Below are 23793 nucleotides of genomic sequence, written 5' to 3'. Positions count from 1 at the left end.
AGAGCTTTAACATTAGGGGACTTTGTTACAAGGGATAAGATATCTGTATTTGAAGATCTGAATGCAAGGTGTATCATTTCCTCTTTATCAGTAAGGCTAGCAATTTCTTCTTTTGAACTTACAATTCTTATTTTCATGTTTTTCACCAATATATATGATTGACAATAAATTTTCTATTGAGATGTTTTTAAATTATTAAAGAATACCTGCATATACATTATTTATCTTGATCGATTTGCTACTCGATGAGTTTCTTCAATAACTTCATAAAATTGTACGTATTCCATATAACAGAAAGTATTTTTTGTTACACCTGCCCCTCAATTATATGATAGGTGTAATTCAAATCATCCTAAATAAGTTCATAATAATATTCAACAAAGAAACGTAGCTTGAACTTTCAATATTGTTTCGGTTCAAGGTTACTTAGCTTAAGGATCTGTCAGATATGCTCAGAGTCTCAGGAGCCCTTTATGTAGGGCTTTCTTTGTTGGTTTGATGTGTTGCATGTCTGAAACTTTCAACCCTTCGTTGGGCTTCTACAGGGCAGCAGGGTGTGGAAAGTGACTATTTTTGAGCAAACTTCAGTGTCACTTGTTCTTCAGGGCTATTTTTATAATTACGGTCAATAATATCTTTGAAGTCTCGAAGTCTTGTTTGCATAGCATAAGCTCCCTTGTTAGTGTTATTAAATATTCCAGCGACATTGCATATAAGCTTATGTGGCTCTTGCTATCGATATTATCGTATGTGCTCAGCCTGAATACTTTTATGCTGAACTCACCTGGCAAAAGAACGCTTTTCTTTCTACCCTGACCTGCCTTCTCTACAATACCCTCGATAGGGTATTTCAGCAAGTCAATACATAATTCATCTGTACGAAATGGCCCCTACCAAAAAGCTCTTCAGCATTCTGAAAGTATCAGCAGCACAGAACCTTTGAGAGAAGAGATGACATTCTCTGTTCCCGTAAATGGAATGCCCCATCCGTTTTTGTTTACCTCGCCGAGTGGAAATGCAGTACCTTCAATAATGATAGCCATCGGCCTTAAAGTACAAATACAACGGGTATAAAAAGATTATACAAATAAAAACTAACAAATAATTAAGAAAATATTCTCCAGTTGAACAAGAGTATAGGGGTTGAAAAAGGAGTAGATATGTTTGAGCATAGATGAATTAAGATCTTACATAAAGATCTTTAAGACTATGGAGAAACTTGTGGAACTCTTCATGTTTGCCTTCTCCTACTTTTTCGATTTCAACGAACTCAAATAATTTCAACATATTATCCTGATCCCTCTGAACAAGATGTTCATCTGCAATTGGGAAAAGCATGTTTTCCTCTTTGTTGATGTGATGAGTCATAAGTTCAACATAATCTCTTGAATTATTGACTATTGTTGATAAATCGTCAGAGTTCATATTTCCAGAAATCGCTTTGTTTATCTTTCTGACATTTCTTCTTCCATGTTCATGTTCTTCCATAAGTGAATCTATTACATCCTGTAAACCAGGAATATTTTCTTTTTTCATTGCGGGGAAAAAGTACTCCTCTTCTTTTGTGTGATGGCATTTGTCAACAAATACTTTCAAGAATTCAACAATATCCTTAAGATGGTCTTGTTTAACTTCTTTTCCTGATTCAATGTCTATGCAGATTCCATCCATTATATTCAACATTAATTTGACAGCATTATGTTCTTCTTTTAAATCATCTGTTGGTTTCATTTAATGCACCCTTTATCTTTTTAGGAAACTCTACATAGTATTTACTGGCCATACATACAAATCTCAATACGTTCACATTGAATTTTTCTTTAATGTACTCCCAGTTAAATCCCTGTAAACCAATGATAACACCTTACTTAATCTTTTTCTATATGCATTACACAACAAAATAACTAAATATCAAATCAGCATAAATTGCTATAAGGTAATTGTGGGGATAAAATGTCTGAATATAAAGAGCTTGAACACAAAGAATTACTGAATAGTATGAGTGATAAACTAGGGTTCACTCCGCAAATACTTGAAATTGTGGGAGATATTGATTCTAAATTTCTGAATAAATATAACCTTTGCAACCATAGACTGTTGTCAGACGGTGCTTTACCTGCAAAGACAAAGATACTGATGGCTCTGGCAGTGGTAGCATCCAAGCAGTGCGAAAGATGCACAGTCGTCCAGATGCACAGTGCAATCAATAACGGCACTACCAAGGAAGAGATCATGGAAGCAATGGATGTAATTTTCATAACTTCCGGTGCACCAGCAGTGGCTGCCTGTAGAGATGCACTAAAACAGCTAAAATGAGACTGGATCGATTTTATATAATCACCAGTTGTTGGGACAGTATATAATCTCAGTGCACGGAACTTAGGACTACTATAGTAGCTTGGGATATAAGAAGAAACATAGTTCAAATGTGGGGAAAATACAATGGCAATGAAGGAAAATAAGTTAGACGAGAACGTTGATGGCGATTATTATGTTGACGATGACTGTATAGGCTGCGGGCTCTGTGTGAGCAGCGCACCTGATAATTTCAAAATGAGGGATGATGATAACACGGCCTATGTATTCAAGCAACCGGAAAATGAAAATGAGAAACATGCTTGTGAGAGTGCACTGGATGAATGTCCCGTAGAGGCTATTGGAAACGATGGTTGATATTTGAAAAATCCCATCACAACCCAATATATTATTTGAGTATAGAGTCAAAATCAGACTTAATAGAAAAAACCAAACATATATGATTGCACGAATATCCAAAATATACAAACATATCTTGGATATTAACTCTTTTTGCTGAAATCAAAAAATAAAATCATACTATGATATTGCAGTAAATAGGAAGATTAACAATTGATCAGATTAAAAAGAGCTTATGACCAGTTGTCCGATCAGAATGGAATACGGGTACTTGTAGACAGGCTCTGGCCACGAGGGCTTCGCAAAAGTGATGCTATGATCGACCTATGGTTAAAGGAGATAGCTCCGACGGGAGAGCTTAGGAAATGGTTCTCCCATGACCATGAAAAATGGGATGATTTTAAAAAACGATACAAAGAAGAGTTAGATGTAAATATTGAGCATGTTCAGAAAATTCAGGACATCGCAAAAGAAAGTGACATCACTCTATTGTATTCTGCAAAGGATAATAAGTTCAATAATGCCGTTGTCCTGAAAGAATATCTAGAGGAAAGACTGAACAAACCATTTGAATAGTCTATCATGCAAATAAAAATAAAAAAATAACAGCAATCCTACAATCGATATGCTATTATTTTTAACTTAATTGTTACTCCTTTACTTATTCCCCTTTTATCTTTGCTGCAAGCTCCATACCCAATTCTCTTACTTTATTGAAATCGTCTTCCCTGCCAGGCCCGTTAACCTCCAGAGCACCTACAATTTCCATACTAGAAGGATCAAGAATCTTTTGAAGCTGGTTAATTGCACCACCACCCCATCCATATGAGCTAAGAGCAACCGCATATTTTGTAGGAGGACGCAGTATCTTGAAAACATTGGATGCATATATTGCAAATGGGTGCATTCCACCAAGTACGGTGGGTGTTCCAAGAACAATAGCACGGGAATCAACAAGGTCCTTGGCTATATCACCAAGATCTGCATTTGTCAGATTATAGACACATACCTCAATACCTTCTGACAGAAGCGTTTCAATCATTGCCTTCACCATGTTTTCTGTAGAATTCCACATAGTTACGTACAGAACAATTACTTTTTCCTTAGTTTCTCCTGATGTCCATGCTTCATGTGCCTTGAATATTCTGTCGGGATTCCTGTACATTGGCCCATGGCTCGGAGCGACTATCAGAGGATCGAGCTCTTTTGCCTTTTCAAGTCCCTTTTTAGCCAGCTTCCTGAAAGGCATCATTATTTCACCGAAATACCTCTTTGCAAGAGAAATAATGTCATCTACCTCATCATCATAAAAACCGAAGGCTGTGTGTGCACCAAAGAAGTCACATGTAAATAGGATCCTGTCTTCAACAAGGAACGTAAACATGGTTTCCGGCCAGTGCAGCCACGGGGCTTCCACAAACCGGAGTGTCTTGTCGCCCAGATTAAGAACATCGCCGTCCTTGACGATAAGCATCCGCTCCTGTGGAATATTAAAGTAGAGAGCTGCCATCTTTGCGCCTTTTTCAGTTGCAACAAACACTGAGCGAGGCGCCAGATCCATAATGTACTTTATAGAGGCAGAATGATCAGGCTCTGCGTGGTTCATGACCACATAGTCAATATCATCAAGCTCACTTAATTGTTCTATCTTTTCCTTCAATTCCTTTTCAAAACCGGGATTTACAGAATCAATGAGTGCAGTCTTTTGAGTTCCTTTGACTAGATAGGCATTATAGCTTGTTCCTTGGGGAAGAGGAATTAGAGAATCAAAAAGACGTCTGTTCCAATCCTTTATCCCAACCCAGAACACATTATCAGATAATTCGGGTAAAGCATACTTGTTCATATTGATCACCTTTTGAGATTTTCACTCATTATAGTTAAACACCATTGGTTTATAATTAATGAATTTTGAAACCATATCTTATTGACAGTAATGTTAATATCATAAGTTTCAAACAATTGATTATTAACTATAATAAGGGTATCAGTTATGGATTTATAATTTTATTTTTTATCTCTTCTCCAATAATTATTAGCTGCAGCTATTGTTTGAAATTCAATCGCTACAACTTGGCTTGCTGCAATAAGACTAGCAGGATCTATAGAATAAATCTTCCGCCCTTCTTTTAAGACATCAAGATCTGGTTGAATGTTATGGATGGTGTGACGAGCTATTAACATAGCTAACTCGCGTCCTTTTTCAGGACTATCAGTAATCAATGTGCCTCCTGGTATCATAATTAACTCTGAATCTGGTAAACGATTCATAGGACTCCCCCTTGTTCATTAATATTTAAATGCATGTTATATTTAAATGGAATATATAGATGTATACTCGTTTTCCGCAGATAAGTGCTTCTGACCTTAATGACAATGTTTTAGGTAGAACACTTGATAGTATCCATGATTATCGGATAATAATTTATATTTATCTTAACTGTGTCAATGCATCCCTGCAGGCTGCAACAGCAGGTGCACCGGAAGTTATGAAAATTACATCCATTGCTTCCATGATCTCTTCTTTGGTAGCACCGTTATTGATTGCACTCTGCATCTGGACGACTGTGCACCTTTCGCATTGCTTGGATGCTACCACTGCCAGAGCCATCAGTATTTTTGTCTTTGCAGGTAAAGCACCGTCTGACAACAGTCTGTGGTTGCAAAGGTTATATTTCTTAAGAAACTTAGAATCAATATCTCCTACTATCTCAAGGATATGCGGAGTGAACCCTAGTTTATCGCTCATACTGTCAAGTAATTCTTTGTGTTCAAGTTCTTTATGTTCAGTCATATTTTCAACTCCCACTTAATTTACAATTAACATCTGCTTGTATGGTATTTATATTGTTTTACAAGTACTTGTAAATTAGAAATTGATTATTTTTACGAAGTTTGATAACCGGGATCTGAACAATTAGCTTAGCATATTATTTTATACTTAAGTTACCATGTTTATTTGTGGGCATTTCAAAAAATCCCGAAATATCTCTAAAAATCGGGAATATTATAGCAGTTTCTTATTATAAGCAACTGCTTAGAATCTGGGGTCTATTGAAATGTTATTAATAATAGGGGAGTAGCTAAATGAATAAAGATGAAAACTTAAAAGTGCCTTATGTGGAAAAAAATATTGAAAGATGCATGTGTTCAGTATGCCCTGTTCAGGCAGATAGTAAATGCGCACAGGATAAGCTTGAAAGTTCAAAAAAAATGATGGCCAATCTGTCTGGAAAAGACGTTCCAGCCGTTGGAGATGTTCCAGGAATGTATTGTTCCACAAGTAAAGCAACTTGCCAGGACCTTGATCCTGACAAAAAATGCATTTGCAATACATGTGATGTCTGGAAAGAATATGATCTGGAAAGTTCAAAACCATCCATGTATTTCTGTAAGAAAGGTCGTGCAGAATAATTCATTATTCTGTGAAAACAACATATGAAGCTATTGTTTCAACTGGATCTTTATTTATTTAAAGATCATTTCTTTTTTCTGCCTATTTTCTCCAAAACATTGATAGTTAAGGAGACAACAAGATAAACTGTAGTTGCTTAATTAGGGTGAAAACAATAATCCGGCTAAAAAGAATTTATGACAAACCGTCACGAGAGGATGGTATCAGGATACTGGTGGACAAACTCTGGCCAAGGGGAATTAGTAAGGATAAGGCAGAACTTGACATGTGGTTAAAGGAAGTGGCTCCAAGCGATGACCTTAGAAAATGGTTCTCCCATGATCCCGGTAAGTTGGAAGGATTCAAAGAACACTATTTGAAAGAACTGGACCAAAAGACAGAATATGTAGATCAGGTCATTGAAAGGGCAGAAGATAATGATGTTACCCTACTCTATGCAGCAAAAGATGAGAAATATAATAATGCAGTTGTTCTGATGGAATACATAAAAAACAAAGGGAATGACTAAACATGCTGCCTAGCGATGACCTGAGACAGGAACACAATGCAATAGGCACAATACTGGGTGTACTTGGCAAGGTCGCGAATTACTTGATTCTAGGGAAAACATCGACCATGGACATATTAAAAAGTTACATGAATTTATGGTTGTTCTTGTAGACAGATGCCACCATACTAAAGAAGAAGAGTTCTTTTTACGAAAATTAAAAGCATAACTGATAAAGGTCTCAAAACTCCAAAAACTCCTTTCCTAATTAGACAAACTCAAAAGGTTTGTATGGTGAGTCTCAAATTATAGAGGATTTCGATAAACCCTGAAATCTGGGCATTAGTATATAAGAAGTATATAAGCCATTAGTAAAAATCGGAGGTTTATCGAAATCCTCTATAGTTATTAACCAAATATTGGCTCTGTAGAAAACCTATCGAAATCAGCATTTGTTGACTCAATTTAACAAATTATGTCAGTATCAGCTAATACATTTCAATTAATTGTGCATTGTTGTTTGCCCCATAATTCAGAGGATTTCTACAGAGCCCAAATATTTAGTATTTAAGAACTCTAATTCTATTTTATGACTAACACAGAACAAATCTCAATCGAACATCATCTTTCATCAGGAGATTTACTTAAAAAAATCAAGTTTTTGGAGAAAAATACAAGAGTTTTACAACATTTGTATTTTGTCAGATATGGCTATGAAAGTGCTTCTGTTGCAGAAGCATCTAAAGCTGCAGGAATATCAATACCTGTAGCTTATCAATGGCAAGATCGTTGAAATAAGGAGGGGTACGATGGATTGATACCGAAATTTCAGGAGGACGTCCTTCCAAACTTTCCGATGAACAAAAGGAAATTTTGAAACAGGTATTACATAAAAGAGATGATTGGTCAACAAGAGAGGTTTAAGAGCTCATTTATGATTAATTTGATGTGACCTATACTATTAAACAAAAACAAATAATAATTATCTTAAAAAAATTTGACATGCGTCATGCCAAACCGTATGCTCATGACCACAGAAAACCAAAAAAGGCAGATAACCGTTTAAAAAAACATACCCGAACTGAACAATGACAATGTAATCGGTTTTCTTGATGAATCATCTCCACAGACAACAGCGAATACAGTTCGTTTGTGGTCTTTTGATAAACCTGTTATAATAAAAACACAAGTAAGTTAAGAGCAAATTCTTTTGGATTTTATGCATTGAATGGTAACTCTGTTATTGATTTTAAAGAACGTTCTACCAAAGAACATGTGTGTGATTTTTTATCAACAATCAAAGATAGTAATAATGGAAGAAAAATTGTTATCGTTCTTGATAACGTCAGATCTCATAAAGCAAAGGACACATTAAAATTTGCTATGGAGAATAATATCGAATTGGTTTATTTGCCACCCTATTCTCCAGACTTGAATCCAATCGAATTCATTTGGAAAAGTGTGAAAAGAGTAATTTCCTGCAACTTTGTACATGATGTTGAGCATATGAGAGATGTGATTGCAACAGAATTCATGAAATGTTCATCAGAACTTGGCTTCGCAAAAAAATGGATACAAAAGTTCCTGGGAAATAAGTTACAAAAATTGAGTTAATAAATATAGTTATGCAATGATATATAGTGCTGTTTAATGGTTTCTTGAATTTTCATATGAAGTTCTGTGAGCTTAAAAAGATTATTATAGATGTCATATGAAGTTCAGTTATTATGTTATTTTTATTTAAATTAAAAATAGAGTCCATTTTTTAGTAATTTTTTATGTGGTTTTTTTAAAATGACTTGAGTATTTTCAAGCCATTCTCCATTATTAGTCTTTTTTCAATATCCTTATCCAAGATAAACTTAGATATTCGATATTTTTCATTGAACCTTTCGATGTTCTCGAAGGTTTTCTCCACAATCTTCTCATCGGCCAGATCCTTGAGAAACATACCTTTCTGGTTCATCTGGTAAAGAAAATCTCGATTCTCAAACATTTTACCAGGATTAATTTTTCGCGTAACTGGAACGGGTTTTAGGCTCGATCGGCAATTATGATGCAATGGAGGTCTGTACTGATCTAAAGAATCAGATACTGTTGAGAATATCGTTGAGTGCAAGGCTCTGCACTTATCACTTGTTCTGTCATCAATTTCAGCATCAAATTCAACATATTCAATTCCACGTTGGCGATACCTGTAAACAGTTGTGTTGGTGGCAACATCTGCAGTGAAAGTCCTGGCAAATCTTACTGCCTTGTATCGTTCTCCTTCCCAGAGATCTTTTATTATTTTGGCTAGCTGGTTGGGGTGTGTAGTATAGATTGCTTCATCTTTGAGCATCAAAACGATAGATTTCACAACATTATCTGCCAGGTCCGTGGATATCCTCACAGCTTCTTCTGTCAATACATAAGAATCTTCAATTGCAGCTGCAGATACATGCTTCAGTTGATTGTCAGCATACAGCAACGATTGTTTGATAATCTCGGTGATGATATTATCCAGTTGTTTCACATAGGTCTTGGACTCGAATTCTCGACGAATATTGTGGACAAGCTCTCGTTCATAGTCCATAGTCCTTACTCTGAATGCTCTCTCCATGGTGCTATTTAAAAGCAAGATCAGTTTATTCTCGACCCGGATCAATTCAGGAGATTTCAGGAGTGACATCATGTCACCTGCTCATTCTCCTTCCACAGGGAATCCGCCCCATTGTAGAAGTTGTTCTTTCGTGAGGACTCCGCTATTGTACCATTCTATCACATCGCGGGATTCCAGCTGCGTTCGGCTCAGTTCTTCAAACTCTATCCATACAGAATCTTCCGTCTTGTTCATGAGCCGAAGACGTATATTGATGGCACTGTTGGCGATGTTTCGGACAATATGCTGCAGTCTTTCCAAGACAACCATACGGTCCTCTTCTGACACATATCCAGCAGCATAAGTAGATCCTTTCGTGTCCCCCATGCTGAGAGGGGATTGTAGCAAACCTATCTGGATATCTGTTTCCAGAGATTTCTTGAATGACATGACGTCCAAGGAGCCTTTTACATCAACAGGAACAACATCCAGGCCCACTGCAGCGATATCCTCGTTCTCCGAGAGGTACTTGTGTTCATCAAGCCAAGCATCTATGACCTTCTGAGCATCCTCTATGCTGACGATCTCCTGCTCAACCAGTTTCTCCAAGAGCTTGAAGTCGATAAGATACCTACCATTACCGTATTTCTTAACAAATGAAACGTACCCGTGGTTGATGTTCAGCAAGTTCCGGATACTGAGCTCAATGGGCTCCATCATGGAAGCACCATAAATGCCGTATGTATCTCGCTTGAGAGGGTCCTTCTGAACAGTATCCCATGCATTATAGGATCCACAAACCACATCACTGATCTTCAAGACCTTTCTTTTGGCTTTGTCACTTTCATTGATAACAATGGACCCAGTTGGAGGAGTGAGAATCTCCTTCGGATTCATTTCGCCTGCGGTAAAATCTTCCGGGAGAATCGTTGTGTCTGCATGAGCAGCGGTATCAGAGAAAAGTTATCTGCATTTCCGGTTGGTAGTGCCACATATGTTCCGTCCCTGCAAAGGAGCCTGGCAAGTGTCTGCACCTGCTCAAGGAAGTTGACCTTAGTGGACCATCGTTCGAATTCTTTAACGATCTTAGAACCGGTTCCATCGAACTGCATTCCTTTTACCAGGGAAAGTGCCAGCTTGTTCAGAGACGTGGAAACATGTGGAGTGCAGGTTGAAAGCTGCTGATAGTACTTGAACCGGTTATCAGTGTCAAAGTTCTGGTATCCTCCAAACTTGGTAGATGTATCTGTTCTTTTTACACCTGCAGATGCCATCAAAGTAACAGGTTTGACATTTGGATTGCTGATTGTGGCATTTAGGCGGACCATGATACCTCATAGATGGTTCTTGATCAGAGCCTTTGCTTCTGCAGTGGTAATCTTACCATCTTCTAGTGACTGTAGAACTTCGTAGACAAAGGATTTCTGCTCTTCTGCGGTCTTGTTCTTCCACCAGAGCTTTGCCCTTATGACTATGCCTGCACTAATTCTTATCAGGAAAGTAACTGCTTCAGTTGCATATGATTCTATCATGGTTTACTGCTCCTGGGCTCATGTTGGCCACACCACTCATCGGAGGGAACTATCGGAAAACCAACCTTCGGAACTGGAGACTCACGTCTGCAAAAACCATATGTAATTGTCGTTGGTTTGAAAAATGTGCATGTAGAACAGGTATCACTCATGCACTGAAATCAGAATGCTGCAACTATATAAGATTAATACACTTCCACGAGAATAAATTATTGATTATTACTTTCTACAAGTTCTGAAAAATTGGGGGCAACAACAAACAAAGCACCACACGTAAGGGAAAAATTGTATATGTGGGGTGAGTGTTAAATAAAAAAGCACGAAGCATCTTATCCAAACACTCTACACTAAATTATGCATTTTAGGGTTCTCAGTCACCGTCTGTTTTGCTGTTTATGTACCGGTTACTGTGCAGTCTCATCATCCTGCATTATGCCAAAGATATTGCCCTCTGTGTCCTTACAGTAAGCCAGCCAGCCCACACCGGTTATTGCCATCTTGGGAACTGTGATGCTCCCACCGGCCTTGAGCACTTTGTCAGCTGATTCATCCAGGTTTTCAACACCGATAGTACAAACATATGAATTAACAGGTTGTCCCTCGGTGGGTGCCGGACCCCGGCGAAATGCCATGCCTCCATTGATTCCCGGCTCTGAATCCGGTCCTGTGGTCACAAGCCAATATCGATTCTCATCTTCTACTTTAATCCCTGGTATTACCCACTCTTCCATGTCCCAGCCAAATGATTCCCCATAGAACTTTGCAGTCCTTTCAGGGTCATCTGCCTGTATCTCAAAGTGCACTATTCTGTTCATATTTACCATCTCCCTTTTTGATCCTGGCTGCTAGGTCATTTGTCCATAACATATTATCTGAATCTACCGCCCGTTAAATACGGTCATTCATTTTCAGGCGTAGAATACTATATGCTCCCATAAGGATATTTTTGCAACCCAGCTTTTGCGCATTCAAATCTGAACATCTCACCTTTTAAGGAAATATCCAAAATCTGCCATTATTTATTTCGCAAAGATGATATTTAAGCTTAACAGCATACCAAGGATCAAGAGGAAGACTCCAATCTCTTCATGACATAACATTGAGTTTGAATGGTTTATTATCTTCAGCATTCTTCTTCATGCTGGGGGAAAGTTGGATATGTGGGGGAATATCATCTAAATTCTCTTTAAGTAACATGATTAAAAATACGAATTCGGCACTTAATTTTATGCTCAATATCTTTTTTATTTTTGTAAAATTAGCTCTGTAGAAAAATCATCAAAATCATGATTTATAGCCCGAATAATCCAAAAAGTATAATAATTTATTATACCTCATTAATTGTAAAAATAAGAATCAAACAAAATAAAAATAAGAAGCAAATTCATTCGATAACTTAAAAAAGAATTGGGATGGTGTTATCCCTTATTCCCTAATCTGCTGTGCCAGATAATTCTGGACGCCCATCTGTTCGATCTCTTCCAGCTGAGCCTCGATCCAGTCTATATGGTCTTCCTCATCCTTAAGGATAGATTCAAGAAGCACTTTTGTGTTGTTGTCTCCTAATTCCGCAGCAAGTTTAATGCTTTCGTTGTAGCCCTTGATCGCACCTTCTTCCGACCACTGGTCGTTGATATGCATCTTTTCAACTTCACTTCCAATGCGTATCTCGTTCAGATTACTTACTATGGGCTTTCCTTCAAGAAAGAGGATACGCTGAATCAGCATCTCTGCATGCTTCATTTCCTCGATAGATCTCTTCTCTATCTCCTCATGGAGACGTGAATAATTCCAGTCCTCACACATCTCACCATGTACAAAGTACTGATTAATAGCGGTCAGTTCCTCAGCTAAACGAGTGTTCAAGTGCTCAATAATTTCTTCATTCCCTTTCAAACAGATTCCTCCTCTGTAAATGCTGCTTTAAGGTTATCCTTAAAATTCGTTTATATTTCTCCTTTAATTCAAAATATTAACAAACGTTTAGAGCCTTTAATAATTTTTCTAGATCTGCCTCAGAACTTTCAGCAAAAACACCCCTTGTGCCTGAGATAACAATGATCCAATCACCACCATTATACATCCAACTGTGTTGTGGTAACCAGTTCATCTGATAAAGCTTTGTATATGCACTGGCCAGAGAATCAAACATCATGTTTACGGTTCCGCAAAACTTAGCCGTCATCTCTGCCATTTCCTCAGGCATACCCATCTTGGAGCTATACTCCACAAGTTTGCCTTCATGACTGAAAATTCCAGCTGCGGCTACACCTTCAAGATATAGAAGTTCATCTAACGATAAATTACACTCTTTTCCTTTCATATCATAACCCCTTATCAAATAGTGAGGATTCATATTTCCCCAATTTAAAAAGGAATTTTTCTGTATATAAAGATTTAGTTACATATTCTACTTGCCGAAACTATGAAAAATACACTTATGCACACGTTAAAAAATGATAGAAATTTATGGATAGTAAGTTATCAGATAAAGCTCCAAAGGGTACTATTTTTGAATATTAACTATATCCCATCATCAAAGTGCAAAAACCCTATCCGAAATCTACACTGACTTTTTCAGTTCCTCTATCACCACTTCCGCTGTCTTTTCCATCTGCTGATACCTGAAATCTGCATTCTAGAACAATACTTCTCAATAAAGCCTACACCTGGCTCATATTACATTCTTATTCTTTCATCCACCGACCTTTTCAATGGTTTCTTTTCAAAATGGCGCTATGTTTATAAGTGTGATTAACTCCAAATTAAATATGAATCTTGAAAACGATCCTAAATGCATATCAAAAACGAGATGCATTTTGTATACTATTTTTCTCTTTATTCTTGCAGGAATCTTTGAAATTGGCGGAGGATATCTTGTATGGCTGTGGCTGCGTGAAAACAAAGAAATTACTTTTGCGATCTTGGGAGCAGTAGTCCTGTTTTTGTATGGTATAGTTCCAACTTTTCAGCCATCATATTTCCACCGAATATATGCAACATACGGAGGTATTTTCGTGGTCATGTCTCTTGCATGGGGCTGGGCTTTTGATGGTACGGTACCTGATAACTATGATTTGATTGGTGCATCAATAATACTTGTTGGAGTTGCAATCATATACTACTGGCCTAGGAAAGGTGAGAACTGATGGTTGATATTGCGATATCCATGACACTCTTCTTTCTGGCAGCATTGTTCGAAATTTGTGGAGGATACCTTGTCTGGTTATGGCTACGTGAGAACAAGGGATTGGGTGTTGGGCTTCTTGGAGGAGTTGTACTTGCTATCTACGGGATCATTCCTACCCTTCAACCTGCGCATTTCGGAAGGGTGTATGCAGCTTACGGAGGGATATTTATCGTTTCATCCCTTATCTGGGGATTTGTAGTCGACAAAAAGAATCCTGACAGGTACGAAATAATCGGAGCATTGATAGCTCTTGTGGGGGTCTTTGTTATGTTCTACATACCAAGGTGAGTGAAGCCGTTAGCTCAAACCTGTTAAACCAATTTTTTGGCTTCAATTTCTCAATCGCCAGCTCCGCTGTCTCTTCCACCTGCTTCTCCTCTAGATCATTTTGTATCTTCGAATAATACTCCGCAATAAAAACAGTAGGTTATAATCTTTTCTCGGAAAACGAAAAAACCTTGGATATCATTGTTTTCTATATATCTCAAATATCTAAAAGGAATGGTCAACTAAACCATCCCTTGGTCCTCAAACAGAATCTCACCAGCATAAGCATCACAGGTACCTCGATGAGTACACCCACAACCGTTGCCAGCGCTGCTCCTGAAGATATGCCAAAAAGAATCGTTGCTGTGGCTATAGCAACTTCGAAGTGATTTGATGCCCCAATCATTGCGGAGGGTGTTGCATCTTCATAGGTCAGTTTCAGGAACTTGGCTAGGACATATCCAAGTAAAAATATGAACACTGTCTGTATGAAAAGTGGCACTGCGATCCATAGGATCGTAAGTGGTTGTGACAGAATTGTCTCTCCCTTGAAACTGAAGAGCAGAATCAGCGTGGCAAGCAGAGCTGTTATCGTTATCGGTGTAAGAAGGTGGACGAATTTAGTATTGAACCACTCCTTTCCCTTGGTATGAATGATCAGTTTCCTGGAAATATAACCTGCAACCAGTGGGAGTGCCACGTATGTGCCGATCGACAGGGCCAAAGCCTGCCATGGAACAGGAAGTTTTCCTACACCAAGCAGAAAACCGCCGAGGGGACCGTAGAGGAAAAGCATGGTCAGGGAATTAATCGCAACCATCACAAGCGTGTGGCAGTCATTCCCGCGGGCCAGATACCCCCACACAAGTACCATAGCGGTACATGGGGCAATTCCCAGCAGGATGCAGCCTGCAAGGTAGCTTCTCCAAAGAGGTATCTCCAGCATCTTAATACCATTCTCCATAACAATAGTACCTTCACCATAGGTAGCACCTACCGGAAGGTCAAGTCCAAAAGGCATCTTTACAAGGTCTGTTGCTTCGGGACCGATGAAGCCTATAAAGACCGTACCCAGGAAAAAAAAGGATATCAGGTACATTGTGAACGGTTTGATTGCCCAGTTGATGAACAGTGTAAGACCAACCGGTTTTATATTCTGTCCAGCTTTGAGCACTTCCCCAAAATCGATCTTCACCATAATAGGATACATCATAAAGAATAGAGCAATAGCTATTGGAATTGAAACAACAGGAGCTCCATCCACATATATTGAAAGACTGTCGAGATAAAGAGCCATATCCGGTGCAAACTTACCAAGAAGTATTCCTGCAATGATACAGAGAATTACCCATACTGGAAGGTATTTTTCAAAGAAAGCAAGACCTTGTGGCTCTTTGGTTATGCATGCTTTAGCCATAGATTTCCCCCATTCATTCTTTTTTGTGATTATACAATACTGATAACTATTAATTTATCTAGATAATCGGCATACGATTAACTGAATCAAAGTTAGTATGTGTTTCATATATATTTGAAATATTGAGTATTAGAAAGATAAAGTTTGTGCAAGATGCCAAGAAAAGGAGGATTATTCAATAAGTAGATAATTCATACATCAAATATGTTCTATAGCTGCTATTTTTGTCCAATTTCATAGTATAAGAACATCAACCTAGAGCGAGAGAGATCCATTCTTTGATCTCATCTCTTACATACCTAAAAACTTCAAGTTGCTCTTCCTCAGATCCAACAGCATCGGCCGGATCTTTAAAATTTTTGTGGATAACTTCTTTTGCCTGCGGTTGTTCGGAAGGTCTTGGTTGTTCATCGGGAAGTTCCAGAGGTGTACTGCATATTGGACAATTCTGTCTGGCCCTGTCACAGACCGTGACCGCAATATCAAAGACCATATTCTGAAATTCCTGTGAGACTTTAGAATGCTGGCCTGAAATATCGATGCCGATCTCCTTCATGACCTGGATAGCCCGATAATCAACGACCGTAGCCTCAATGCCTGCGCTGTAAACTTCATATCTGTCTCCATACATATTTCTCAGCAGACCTTCAGCCATCTGTGATCTGGCTGAATTATGATAGCACAGAAATAGGACCTTCTTCTTTTGCTGTAATCTCATACTTTTTGTTACCTCGCTGCCATTAAGCATGACAACATCACACATCCTGTTGTATTTAAATATGAGTTTCAAGCACTTTTTGTATCTTCGATGAACTGTTCCACCCGTGATTTTATTGAATCCCTTAGAATCCTTGTCTGTTGCAGTTTTTCCTCTTCAGTGCCTTCAAAGGATTCAGGATCAGGGAATGGCCAGTTTAATTGTGTATACGGTTTGGGAAACAAAGGAGATCCTTTTTCATTTGCTCTGTGACAAACAGTAATCACATATTTGTAGAGTTTTCCTTCTTTGAAGAGGTCCCATGCAGATTGAGTCTTTTTCTTACTAAGATCAAATTCATCTTTTTCCATGGCCCTTTGAACTAAAGGGTGAAGATTAGTGGGGTTTAATCCAGCACCTTCAACTTCAAATCTATTTCCTGCAAACATTTTCAAATACTCTTCAGCTATCTGACTTCTCCCATTGTTATGCACACAAATAAAGACTACTTTTGTTTTATTATCATTCGGTGGTATTCTGTTTTAATTATAAATAAAAACAAATAAAATTAATCTATTTAGTTTCTATAGTAATATACACAAAAAAGTCTGAAATGATAATTATTACTTGTCAAAGAATCAGGCATTGGCTCAATCCATTAAACCAGCTTTTTAGCTTCAATTTCTCAATCACAAGCTCTGAAGTACCTAAATAATTATAAGGTTTTGTCACATTCACTCCGCTTTAATTAGATATTTATTACTTCAAATGCAATCCTGAACGAGGATTATCGCATGAACCAAACATTTAAGGTAATAGAAAACGAGTTTGAAAGAAAAGTTGCTATTGTAACCGGGCTGGAACTGGTAATGGTGAATCTATTGCTGAGCGGCTCTGTGCAGGAGGAGCTTCTGTTGCTCTTGTTAGTCGCCGAATCGCACCACTTTATGATATCTGTAAAAGAATTGACCCATCCGGAAAACACACGTTTCCCATAGAAGCTGATGTTCGAGATCCACACCTTATTCAGACGGCAATAAGCTCTATAATAAAAAGATTCGGAAAGATTGATATTGCTGTAAACAACGCTGGAATTACAGGACCAGCAAACACTCCACTTCAAGATGTTGATATCGAAATATGGCGAGATGTTATAGAAACCGATTTGACTGGTGTTTTCTATTGCATGAAATACGAAATACCAGCAATGCTTAAGAATGGCTCTGGCGCTATTGTGAACATGTCATCTGCCAATGGACTTGTAGGCTTGGCTGGCATGGCAGCTTATACAACAGCAAAGCACGGTATAATTAGGTTAACTCGTTCTGCAGCTTTGGAATTGGCAGAATCCAATATTCGAGTTTGTGCAATTGCCCCCGGTTATGTTGCAACTCCAAGAATTTTAGATTCTGGAAAAGAAGCTTTGGATTATATGGCAGCTGCGCACCCCATGAAACGTCTTGCTACAAGAGAAGAATTAGCCGACTTGGTTGCATATCTGCTTAGCGAGCGAGCGAGCAACGTTTATCACGGGCAGTGTTCACTGCATAGATGGAGGATATACAGCTCAATAATAGGTTTGGAAGTATCCGTCAAAGCTAAGGAAGGAATGGAAGTACAAGCCTTGTCAAACTTGAGACATATTTGAACCCCCATACCAACTTTTTCAGCTTAAGCTTCTCAATCACAAGCTCCGCGGTCTCTTCCACCTGCCTCTCTCTGAGATTGTTCTGCATTTTCGAATAGTACTCTGCAATGAAGTCTACCGCCTGACTCTTGTTACAATCCTGCTCCTTCATCACCCGGTGAAGTACTGCGGTCGATGGGCTTTTGCAATCAGCGGTTCTATATAAGTTTAATACACTTTCCAGAAGAGAAGAACTTACTTATCATCATTTACTATGAGTTCAGAAAATATTGTATTTCTTCCAGATAAAAAAAAACAACCGCTTAAGGCCAAAAGGAGAATTGTATTATTCATCTTTTCCAGTATCTATTTTTGTTCAGTTAATTAATTTACTACCTTTTCTTATCTTTCTCTGACCTAGCGTTAAGCATGAAGAAATACAAGGTTGGAAACAATGCCTTATCTAAAAGGCTTACTAAAGCAAATTCAAAAAAAGTTAAAGTATCATTGATGACACTTCTTTTAAAAAGAATATTGATTTTATTCTGCAACTTCACCGAATGCGAACTTTCTCAGAACTTTTGTAACTTTGATGGTAACTTCGTCACCTACGGAGGTTCCTGGTACGAAGATTACAAAACCGCTTACTCTTGCAATTCCATCGCCTTCTCTTGCAATGTCTTCAATTGTTACTTCGTATGTCTCACCGGTCTCTACTGGTGCTGTTGATTCTTCTCTGTTAAACATATAAATTCACGTCCTTCTTTATTTGGCCTAAAATATCTGAGTAAGCTGAAAACATAATGCAAAATAGAAATCTACAATATAAGTAAATGCCATTTGATGCCTATACGTTTAGCAAAACAATCCTATTTTAAAGCACTTCTTCATAGGTTTATTTGTATAAAAGGATTACGCATGGTGCTGCTTGCTTTTGCTTTTTTTGTGAGAATAGTTATACCCCATACGTTTTTTATTAAAACTATTATTTGCAGCAGGAACCAGTATCTCCACAATAACTACATTCTCCACTGTCCATGTACTTTCCCCTGGGGGCTGCACCGATCATTGCCCATGCACACCCAAAGCCACTCTGCACTTCAATTGCCTGAACTGGACAATTTAGGCACATGCTCCACATTCCATGCAAGCAGCTGCTTGTATAAGTTCAACATGATTCCTTTCCTTCAGTAAAAATACCATGGTGGCAGACCTGTGTACACATCAGGCAGTTAATACATTTTTCAGGATAATATTGAAGTGTATTCTCTATATATGAATTAAACATCAGATCACTTCCATAAAAAGCATCATTTCCAGGATGATAAGGAGCAGAATTCCACTTCCTGCAATCATTGCCATTAGTGGCACATATAGATAGATTTCTTTTTTAACACCGTTCCTCGAAGTTAATGTTGTGCAGTCCGTGAAATAAAGGGCCAAATACGATATGGATGCAGGCATTATCATAAACATGACCAATGATGCAAATAAACTGACTCATAGAGACATTAGGGAATTTGTTACCTATGCAATTGCAAAAGCATAGTGGCAATTCCTTTTAATATCGTTCCTTTTGTACTGAAATCCTTTGCAGGAATGAGGGGAAGAAGGGAAGGAAAAATCACAGTCCGGTCAGTGCCATGGTAATTGCAGTAAGTGCCACAAGGGAACCTGCAAGGAAATAAAGGATGATGGTAGCAATAAGAGTTGGTAATGCTACATGAGTAAATTCGACAGGTGTGAGTACTATCCTGTCTTTTAATGAAAATTCAACCATGCGCATTTCAGGTGTTGCTTTATGTGTTTTAAGATATTCAGGAAGGTCTCTGGCACGGACTGGGCCATATTCTATTTTGAAACCGGACCGGCGCTTAACTTCATGTGCAGAGATTCCCGGTGCACCAAGTTGTGGTAATATGAGGGTACGATGATTGACAATGCCAGAAAGTCCTGACCATTTAACACGGTGTACGAGTTCGTCAGTTCCAAATGTGCCTTTACCGGCAGCACACCACACATTAATTCCATTTGTATCCAGAACCAGAATATAGCAGTTAATCCCCTCAAGTGATGAGTGGAGCACATCAAAACTAAGTGTATAATTTGCCGATACAAAAACCATGGAATCAGTATCAGGATTTCCCCGTTTGTAAAGGCCGGGTTTTACAATATGCTCCATTTGATTTATACCCCAACGTGTCATACAGTGATCGATCCGATCGCTAAAAGTAAGTGTGCTGGAAGTCGTACGGATTTCAGGTAGGGTATTATTTTGAGTCAGGTTTATCAGGCTGATAAATGAGTTTGTATCAGATTTTGTTGCACATGAACTTAAAGAGTCATTATTTTTACCATTACTCATGTGATCTTATCTTGTTTACTTCGATTATGCTTCTTGCATCAATTGATTATTGTTCTTTTGATCTATAACAAAGTATTACTTTTGTACTGCATGTTGAATATTTTTAGTATTTGTTCATCATAATGATGATATATTGAATGGTAGATATATTTATATAGTATCTAAAAGTACTATTGTTTGCTTAACAAGCACGCTAAAAACGGAAAAACGAAAAAGGTGTGAAATGTAGAGATTCTGGTTTCATTAATCATCCCCTCAGACACTGTCTTTCCCGCAAAGACATTATCTGCCTCTGCATTTTGCCCTTAAAAACGAAAGAAGAGTATGGGAGGATCCCGATTATCATGTTTGTTAGCGGGGTTATTGTCTTTAAAGGATTATTCTATTTCTATTTGTTGTTTTGTATTTCTGTTGTGCATTATTGGTCTTGATATCGTTTTATGATCATTACTGCATACAAAATATAGTTTTAATTAAAAATATTAATACTCAATACGTGATTAATTCACAAAGTTTAAATAATACAAACCTCAATAGATGAATGTAGATATATCATGAAGTACATCACCTATATAGAAATAAAAAAAGGATTCGTATTAATTCTATTGTACCTGTTTTTGATGATACTACTTAGTTTAATGTCACAGGTAACTCACATAATTTGATGATTGTTTATAAATCATCAAGACCTTTCCTGCCAAAAATATAGTTTGCTACCCGGATAGCATCCTTATCTCCGGTTTCTTTTCCTTCATCATCACTCAGCTTGACCACCGGTATGTCATCTATGCTGTGAAGTTTTATTACCATGTTAAGAGGAGGGCTGGACATAAAAAAAGCATGGTTATTAGTAAGATTTGTACCAATTCCAAAAATACAGTTTATGCGGCCCTCACATTGTTTTTTGATATGAATGGCATCAGCAGCAGAAAGTGAATCACTAAAAATAATAACCTTTGTCAAGGGATTGATTCCCATTTTTTTATAATGCTGTACGACCCTGTCTGCAAACTTCAGGGGTTCACCGCTATCATGGCGTACACCATCATATAACTTTGAAAGTTTCAGGTTAAAATTTCTGAAAAAAGGTTCCGAACCAAATGTATCGGAAAGTGCAATTCCAAGATTGCCTTTGTAAACACTTGTCCAGTTTTCCAGTGCAAAAAGATTAGCATTACGCAGTCCCACGAGTGCTGAATTACCCATGATCCATTCATGACCTATAGTACCTGTTGGTCTCACGCCGTATTTTTTAGCAAGGTACACATTGCTTGTACCAGAAAATGTCTTGCATTTGTGTAGCTTTCCAACTACAAGATCCTGAATATCAAAACTTCTTCTCCTACGTGTTCCAAATTCCGAAAAACCACAACTGTTATGCTCAAGTTCTTTAGCAATGCTTATCATGAGTTTTTCATATTCCTTCAGGAGATTGTTATAGCCGGATTCGTTGCCATGCTTCTCATCCTTCCATACAGTTTCGATTATCTCAAAATAAAGTTCAGAGATTGTGGCCATGAGGACTATCTCCCAGAGAATACTGCTATGCCAGGGACCTTCTATTGTAAGATCAAGGTCTGCATCTTTTGTTAACCGGACAGTTACTTCAGAGGAGTCAAAACGGTAATTTTTGAGGTATTCAATATAACTGGGCTTAAAATACGGACATTCAGCCTTAAGCCATGTATATTCGTCCTCCGTAAGGCGGAGTTCTGTTATATCTTCTTTAATGATCCTTCTTAGCTCTTCAACAAACTCTTCTGTAAAACGCTGTTTACCTCTGTTGGTAAAGCGATATTCTGCAGTTGCTTGTGGAAACAGTTCAAGAACTGCCATCTGCATTGTTAGTTTGTAAAGATCATTATCCAGTATTGAGCAAATCAAGTTGTTTCTTCCTTTTTTATGTTTGAGAAATAATTGCTGTACAGTCTTCTATATTTGTAGGACTTTATCTATATATCATGTTTGCTTGTGTTCGGGGACTTGTCTAAGATGAATGAATAAATCAGAATGTATAGATTAATATAGTTTTATGTCATAATTCTGTACAAATATTAAAGTATCCTTTTTAACAATAAAGATCAGCACACAATAAAAAAGGAATGATCTATTTGAGCAGCGACATAATGAATGATGACAAAAACGCAATATATCTGCAGGAGTTTAAAAATCTTCGTTCTGAAATCATTTCTCTGAAAAAGGATGTTAACAGAGCACTTGAACGTTCAAATAATCACCAGACTGATGCCATGTTCATGGAGCTGAAAGGTGATCTTTCGCGTCCAGTTTTGCATTATATGTTAGAGGATACAAAAGATACATTTGAAGACGGTTTTTGTTCAGAATGTGACAAAAAAGACATATGCAAACCTGCATTTTCCAACCTCCTCCAGGAAATGGCCTTACTTCTCCTTAAAGACAGGGTTTCAGAAGATGCCTTGGTACATTTCAGGGAAAGGTTTGATGAACTCAAAGGTTTTGCAGTAACAGATAATTGCGACGGTTGCGTAAATACTGCATCCCGGGTATTCAATAAGCAACTAAATCTTATAAGCTCACTCACTAGAGCCCCTAAGGAAAACCTGAACTGCAAAAATAACATGAATATCAGCGAAATATCAGACGATATTGTCGGTGAAGTTTGTGAACCTCTTGCCAATAAACAAAGGCTGGCGATTCTCAGGTCACTTAATTCCGATACCCGGAGCTTTTCGGAGCTTTCAAAAATAACAGGTCTTCGTGGTGGTAACCTGCTATTTCATATACAAAAATTGCTGGATACAGGTATGATTCTTCAAAGGACAGAGAGAGGAGATTATATGATCACAAACAAAGGGCATCTGACCTTAAAAGGAATGGCTGAGCTATATGAGAAGCTCAGCAACATCTAGTTATTATGACTGTGATTGATTAGTTTGGAAAGATAAGTACCAAGCCAGTAAGTTTGATACTTCATTTCATTTCCTGAATCTCATCTATGGAAACGCTTGGATCAGTAACAGAATTCGCCTTTAATAAAAAACAATAATTGAAGAAAGACAGCTATTTTTCAGAATTCAGACATCTTTTAAGTTACACATCAGCAATTCAAACTGTTCACCCAGTTCAGGAAAAATCGATTTCACATTCATGCCATTTCATGTATATGTCCATGATCATTTTGGCACTTTGCTCACCGACTTTCTCACCGATAAATTCAAGGAAAACGGTCATGTAATGGGGTGGCACGCACCCGAGGCTCTCTTCTCCTGTTTTTATAAGTGACAAAAGGTAATCCAGATCATCATCATCCAGAGCTGAGATACGGTTCCTGAAGTCTTCTTCGCTTTTTGCAAAATGGTTGGAAAGTGGTGGAAGTATGGATTTATAAGGTGCCTTTGAACCTGCACACTCAAGTCCTGCACATTCCGGAGCTACTTTTTTCAATACCTCTATATCTCTGGGGGAAAGTTCTCTTGCCATATTCTCACCTTTATCAGTTTTGTTTTTTAATATGCTGTAATTCTGGCTCTGTAGAAAACCTACTTCCTATTTTATTTTGACATAATAATTTAAAAAGG

Annotated in this window: 30 protein-coding genes and 3 pseudogenes; 11 read left to right on the top strand and 22 right to left on the bottom strand. The window is 37.9% G+C overall.

Going from position 1 to position 23793, the window contains the following annotated elements; all coding sequences use genetic code 11:
- The 4 genes from QZZ23_RS13020 to QZZ23_RS13005 all read right to left on the bottom strand — a co-directional run.
- Window positions 1-137 (bottom strand): DUF1699 family protein (locus QZZ23_RS13020; protein WP_292470906.1); only part of this gene is annotated, 137 nt, incomplete at its 3' end.
- Between the two features lie 453 nt (window positions 138-590).
- A complete protein-coding gene (locus QZZ23_RS13015) occupies window positions 591-857 on the bottom strand; it encodes a hypothetical protein (RefSeq protein WP_292470900.1) in 267 nt (88 codons plus the stop codon).
- A gap of 48 nt (window positions 858-905) precedes the next feature.
- On the bottom strand, window positions 906-1043 hold the full coding sequence (locus tag QZZ23_RS13010) for a hypothetical protein (protein ID WP_292470899.1): 138 nt from the start codon (window positions 1041-1043) through the stop codon (window positions 906-908).
- A gap of 136 nt (window positions 1044-1179) precedes the next feature.
- Complete coding sequence (locus QZZ23_RS13005; RefSeq protein ID WP_292470898.1) at window positions 1180-1731, bottom strand: hemerythrin domain-containing protein; 552 nt, start codon at window positions 1729-1731, stop codon at window positions 1180-1182.
- A 222-nt stretch (window positions 1732-1953) separates the two neighbouring features.
- Here QZZ23_RS13005 and QZZ23_RS13000 point away from each other — a divergent pair, with 222 nt between their 5' ends.
- From QZZ23_RS13000 to QZZ23_RS12990, 3 genes are all read left to right on the top strand, one after another.
- Complete coding sequence (locus QZZ23_RS13000) at window positions 1954-2316, top strand: carboxymuconolactone decarboxylase family protein (protein WP_292470896.1); 363 nt, start codon at window positions 1954-1956, stop codon at window positions 2314-2316.
- 126 nt (window positions 2317-2442) lie between these two features.
- Entirely contained in the window at window positions 2443-2673 is a 231-nt protein-coding gene (locus tag QZZ23_RS12995; RefSeq protein WP_292470894.1) for a ferredoxin, read from the top strand.
- Between the two features lie 195 nt (window positions 2674-2868).
- On the top strand, window positions 2869-3231 hold the full coding sequence (locus QZZ23_RS12990; protein ID WP_292470893.1) for a DUF488 domain-containing protein: 363 nt from the start codon (window positions 2869-2871) through the stop codon (window positions 3229-3231).
- An 85-nt stretch (window positions 3232-3316) separates the two neighbouring features.
- Here the strand turns inward: QZZ23_RS12990 and QZZ23_RS12985 are convergent, their stop codons facing one another.
- The 3 genes from QZZ23_RS12985 to QZZ23_RS12975 form a co-directional block, all read right to left on the bottom strand.
- On the bottom strand, window positions 3317-4501 hold the full coding sequence (locus QZZ23_RS12985) for an FprA family A-type flavoprotein (RefSeq protein ID WP_292470891.1): 1185 nt from the start codon (window positions 4499-4501) through the stop codon (window positions 3317-3319).
- A 161-nt stretch (window positions 4502-4662) separates the two neighbouring features.
- Entirely contained in the window at window positions 4663-4926 is a 264-nt protein-coding gene (locus QZZ23_RS12980) for a hexameric tyrosine-coordinated heme protein (protein ID WP_292470890.1), read from the bottom strand.
- A gap of 160 nt (window positions 4927-5086) precedes the next feature.
- Window positions 5087-5449, bottom strand: coding sequence for a carboxymuconolactone decarboxylase family protein (locus tag QZZ23_RS12975; protein ID WP_292470889.1), 363 nt, complete (start codon window positions 5447-5449; stop codon window positions 5087-5089).
- 293 nt (window positions 5450-5742) lie between these two features.
- Between QZZ23_RS12975 and QZZ23_RS12970 the strand changes: the two genes are divergently transcribed.
- From QZZ23_RS12970 to QZZ23_RS12955, 4 genes and pseudogenes are all read left to right on the top strand, one after another.
- Complete coding sequence (locus QZZ23_RS12970; protein ID WP_292470888.1) at window positions 5743-6069, top strand: DUF2769 domain-containing protein; 327 nt, start codon at window positions 5743-5745, stop codon at window positions 6067-6069.
- Between the two features lie 146 nt (window positions 6070-6215).
- Window positions 6216-6578 carry a DUF488 domain-containing protein gene (locus QZZ23_RS12965; RefSeq protein WP_292470885.1) on the top strand — a complete coding sequence of 121 codons (363 nt, stop codon included), beginning with the start codon at window positions 6216-6218 and terminating at the stop codon, window positions 6576-6578.
- Window positions 6579-6580: 2 nt separating this feature from the next.
- Window positions 6581-6730: a hypothetical protein gene (locus QZZ23_RS12960; RefSeq protein ID WP_292470883.1), complete on the top strand. Its 150-nt coding sequence runs from the start codon at window positions 6581-6583 to the stop codon at window positions 6728-6730.
- Between the two features lie 416 nt (window positions 6731-7146).
- Window positions 7147-8171: pseudogene (locus QZZ23_RS12955) on the top strand (IS630 family transposase).
- 175 nt (window positions 8172-8346) lie between these two features.
- On the opposite strand, the gene QZZ23_RS12950 reads toward QZZ23_RS12955, so the two are convergent.
- The 7 genes from QZZ23_RS12950 to QZZ23_RS12920 all read right to left on the bottom strand — a co-directional run bounded on the left by QZZ23_RS12950 (window position 8347) and on the right by QZZ23_RS12920 (window position 12993).
- Complete coding sequence (locus tag QZZ23_RS12950; protein WP_292470880.1) at window positions 8347-9228, bottom strand: minor capsid protein; 882 nt, start codon at window positions 9226-9228, stop codon at window positions 8347-8349.
- Window positions 9229-9240: 12 nt separating this feature from the next.
- Window positions 9241-10035, bottom strand: coding sequence for a hypothetical protein (locus QZZ23_RS12945; RefSeq protein ID WP_292470877.1), 795 nt, complete (start codon window positions 10033-10035; stop codon window positions 9241-9243).
- Entirely contained in the window at window positions 10032-10466 is a 435-nt protein-coding gene (locus QZZ23_RS12940) for a hypothetical protein (protein WP_292470875.1), read from the bottom strand. The genes QZZ23_RS12945 and QZZ23_RS12940 overlap by 4 nt, the downstream gene beginning before the upstream one ends.
- A gap of 6 nt (window positions 10467-10472) precedes the next feature.
- Entirely contained in the window at window positions 10473-10670 is a 198-nt protein-coding gene (locus QZZ23_RS12935) for a hypothetical protein (RefSeq protein ID WP_292470873.1), read from the bottom strand.
- A gap of 404 nt (window positions 10671-11074) precedes the next feature.
- Window positions 11075-11485 (bottom strand): VOC family protein, encoded by a 411-nt coding sequence (locus QZZ23_RS12930; protein ID WP_292470871.1) that lies wholly within the window; start codon window positions 11483-11485, stop codon window positions 11075-11077.
- Between the two features lie 610 nt (window positions 11486-12095).
- Window positions 12096-12566: a bacterioferritin gene (gene bfr / locus QZZ23_RS12925; protein WP_292470868.1), complete on the bottom strand. Its 471-nt coding sequence runs from the start codon at window positions 12564-12566 to the stop codon at window positions 12096-12098.
- Between the two features lie 76 nt (window positions 12567-12642).
- A complete protein-coding gene (locus tag QZZ23_RS12920; RefSeq protein WP_292470865.1) occupies window positions 12643-12993 on the bottom strand; it encodes a DUF2173 family protein in 351 nt (116 codons plus the stop codon).
- 448 nt (window positions 12994-13441) lie between these two features.
- Between QZZ23_RS12920 and QZZ23_RS12915 the strand changes: the two genes are divergently transcribed.
- Entirely contained in the window at window positions 13442-13819 is a 378-nt protein-coding gene (locus tag QZZ23_RS12915; RefSeq protein WP_292470862.1) for a YnfA family protein, read from the top strand.
- Complete coding sequence (locus QZZ23_RS12910; RefSeq protein ID WP_292470860.1) at window positions 13819-14148, top strand: YnfA family protein; 330 nt, start codon at window positions 13819-13821, stop codon at window positions 14146-14148. The genes QZZ23_RS12915 and QZZ23_RS12910 overlap by 1 nt, the downstream gene beginning before the upstream one ends.
- Window positions 14149-14365: 217 nt before the next feature.
- On the opposite strand, the gene arsB is transcribed toward QZZ23_RS12910, so the two are convergent.
- The 3 genes from arsB to QZZ23_RS12895 form a co-directional block, all read right to left on the bottom strand.
- Window positions 14366-15544: an ACR3 family arsenite efflux transporter gene (gene arsB, locus QZZ23_RS12905; protein ID WP_292470858.1), complete on the bottom strand. Its 1179-nt coding sequence runs from the start codon at window positions 15542-15544 to the stop codon at window positions 14366-14368.
- Window positions 15545-15794: 250 nt separating this feature from the next.
- A complete protein-coding gene (locus QZZ23_RS12900) occupies window positions 15795-16307 on the bottom strand; it encodes an arsenate reductase ArsC (RefSeq protein WP_292470856.1) in 513 nt (170 codons plus the stop codon).
- A gap of 23 nt (window positions 16308-16330) precedes the next feature.
- The gene (locus QZZ23_RS12895; RefSeq protein ID WP_292470903.1) at window positions 16331-16777 is read right to left on the bottom strand and encodes an arsenate reductase ArsC; all 447 of its coding nucleotides are present in this window, start codon (window positions 16775-16777) and stop codon (window positions 16331-16333) included.
- A 344-nt stretch (window positions 16778-17121) separates the two neighbouring features.
- On the opposite strand from QZZ23_RS12895, the gene QZZ23_RS12890 reads away from it, so the two are divergent.
- Entirely contained in the window at window positions 17122-17889 is a 768-nt protein-coding gene (locus tag QZZ23_RS12890) for an SDR family NAD(P)-dependent oxidoreductase (RefSeq protein ID WP_292470901.1), read from the top strand.
- A 519-nt stretch (window positions 17890-18408) separates the two neighbouring features.
- On the opposite strand, the gene QZZ23_RS12885 is transcribed toward QZZ23_RS12890, so the two are convergent.
- The 4 genes and pseudogenes from QZZ23_RS12885 to pncB form a co-directional block, all read right to left on the bottom strand.
- Entirely contained in the window at window positions 18409-18615 is a 207-nt protein-coding gene (locus QZZ23_RS12885) for a TRAM domain-containing protein (RefSeq protein ID WP_292470854.1), read from the bottom strand.
- A 238-nt stretch (window positions 18616-18853) separates the two neighbouring features.
- Entirely contained in the window at window positions 18854-19000 is a 147-nt protein-coding gene (locus QZZ23_RS12880; RefSeq protein ID WP_292470850.1) for a hypothetical protein, read from the bottom strand.
- Window positions 19001-19155: 155 nt separating this feature from the next.
- Window positions 19156-20233: pseudogene (hgcA, locus tag QZZ23_RS12870) on the bottom strand (mercury methylation corrinoid protein HgcA).
- A gap of 672 nt (window positions 20234-20905) precedes the next feature.
- A pseudogene (gene pncB, locus QZZ23_RS12865) lies at window positions 20906-22144 on the bottom strand (nicotinate phosphoribosyltransferase); the annotation flags it as partial.
- 215 nt (window positions 22145-22359) lie between these two features.
- On the opposite strand from pncB, the gene QZZ23_RS12860 reads away from it, so the two are divergent.
- Window positions 22360-23124 carry a winged helix-turn-helix domain-containing protein gene (locus QZZ23_RS12860; RefSeq protein WP_292470845.1) on the top strand — a complete coding sequence of 255 codons (765 nt, stop codon included), beginning with the start codon at window positions 22360-22362 and terminating at the stop codon, window positions 23122-23124.
- A gap of 214 nt (window positions 23125-23338) precedes the next feature.
- On the opposite strand, the gene QZZ23_RS12855 is transcribed toward QZZ23_RS12860, so the two are convergent.
- On the bottom strand, window positions 23339-23695 hold the full coding sequence (locus QZZ23_RS12855; protein WP_292470843.1) for a hypothetical protein: 357 nt from the start codon (window positions 23693-23695) through the stop codon (window positions 23339-23341).
- Window positions 23696-23793: the final 98 nt, after the last annotated feature.

The organism is Methanolobus sp. (assembly GCF_016278385.1).
Classification (GTDB): domain Archaea; phylum Halobacteriota; class Methanosarcinia; order Methanosarcinales; family Methanosarcinaceae; genus Methanolobus.
This window is presented reverse-complemented; position numbering and strand designations above follow the sequence as displayed.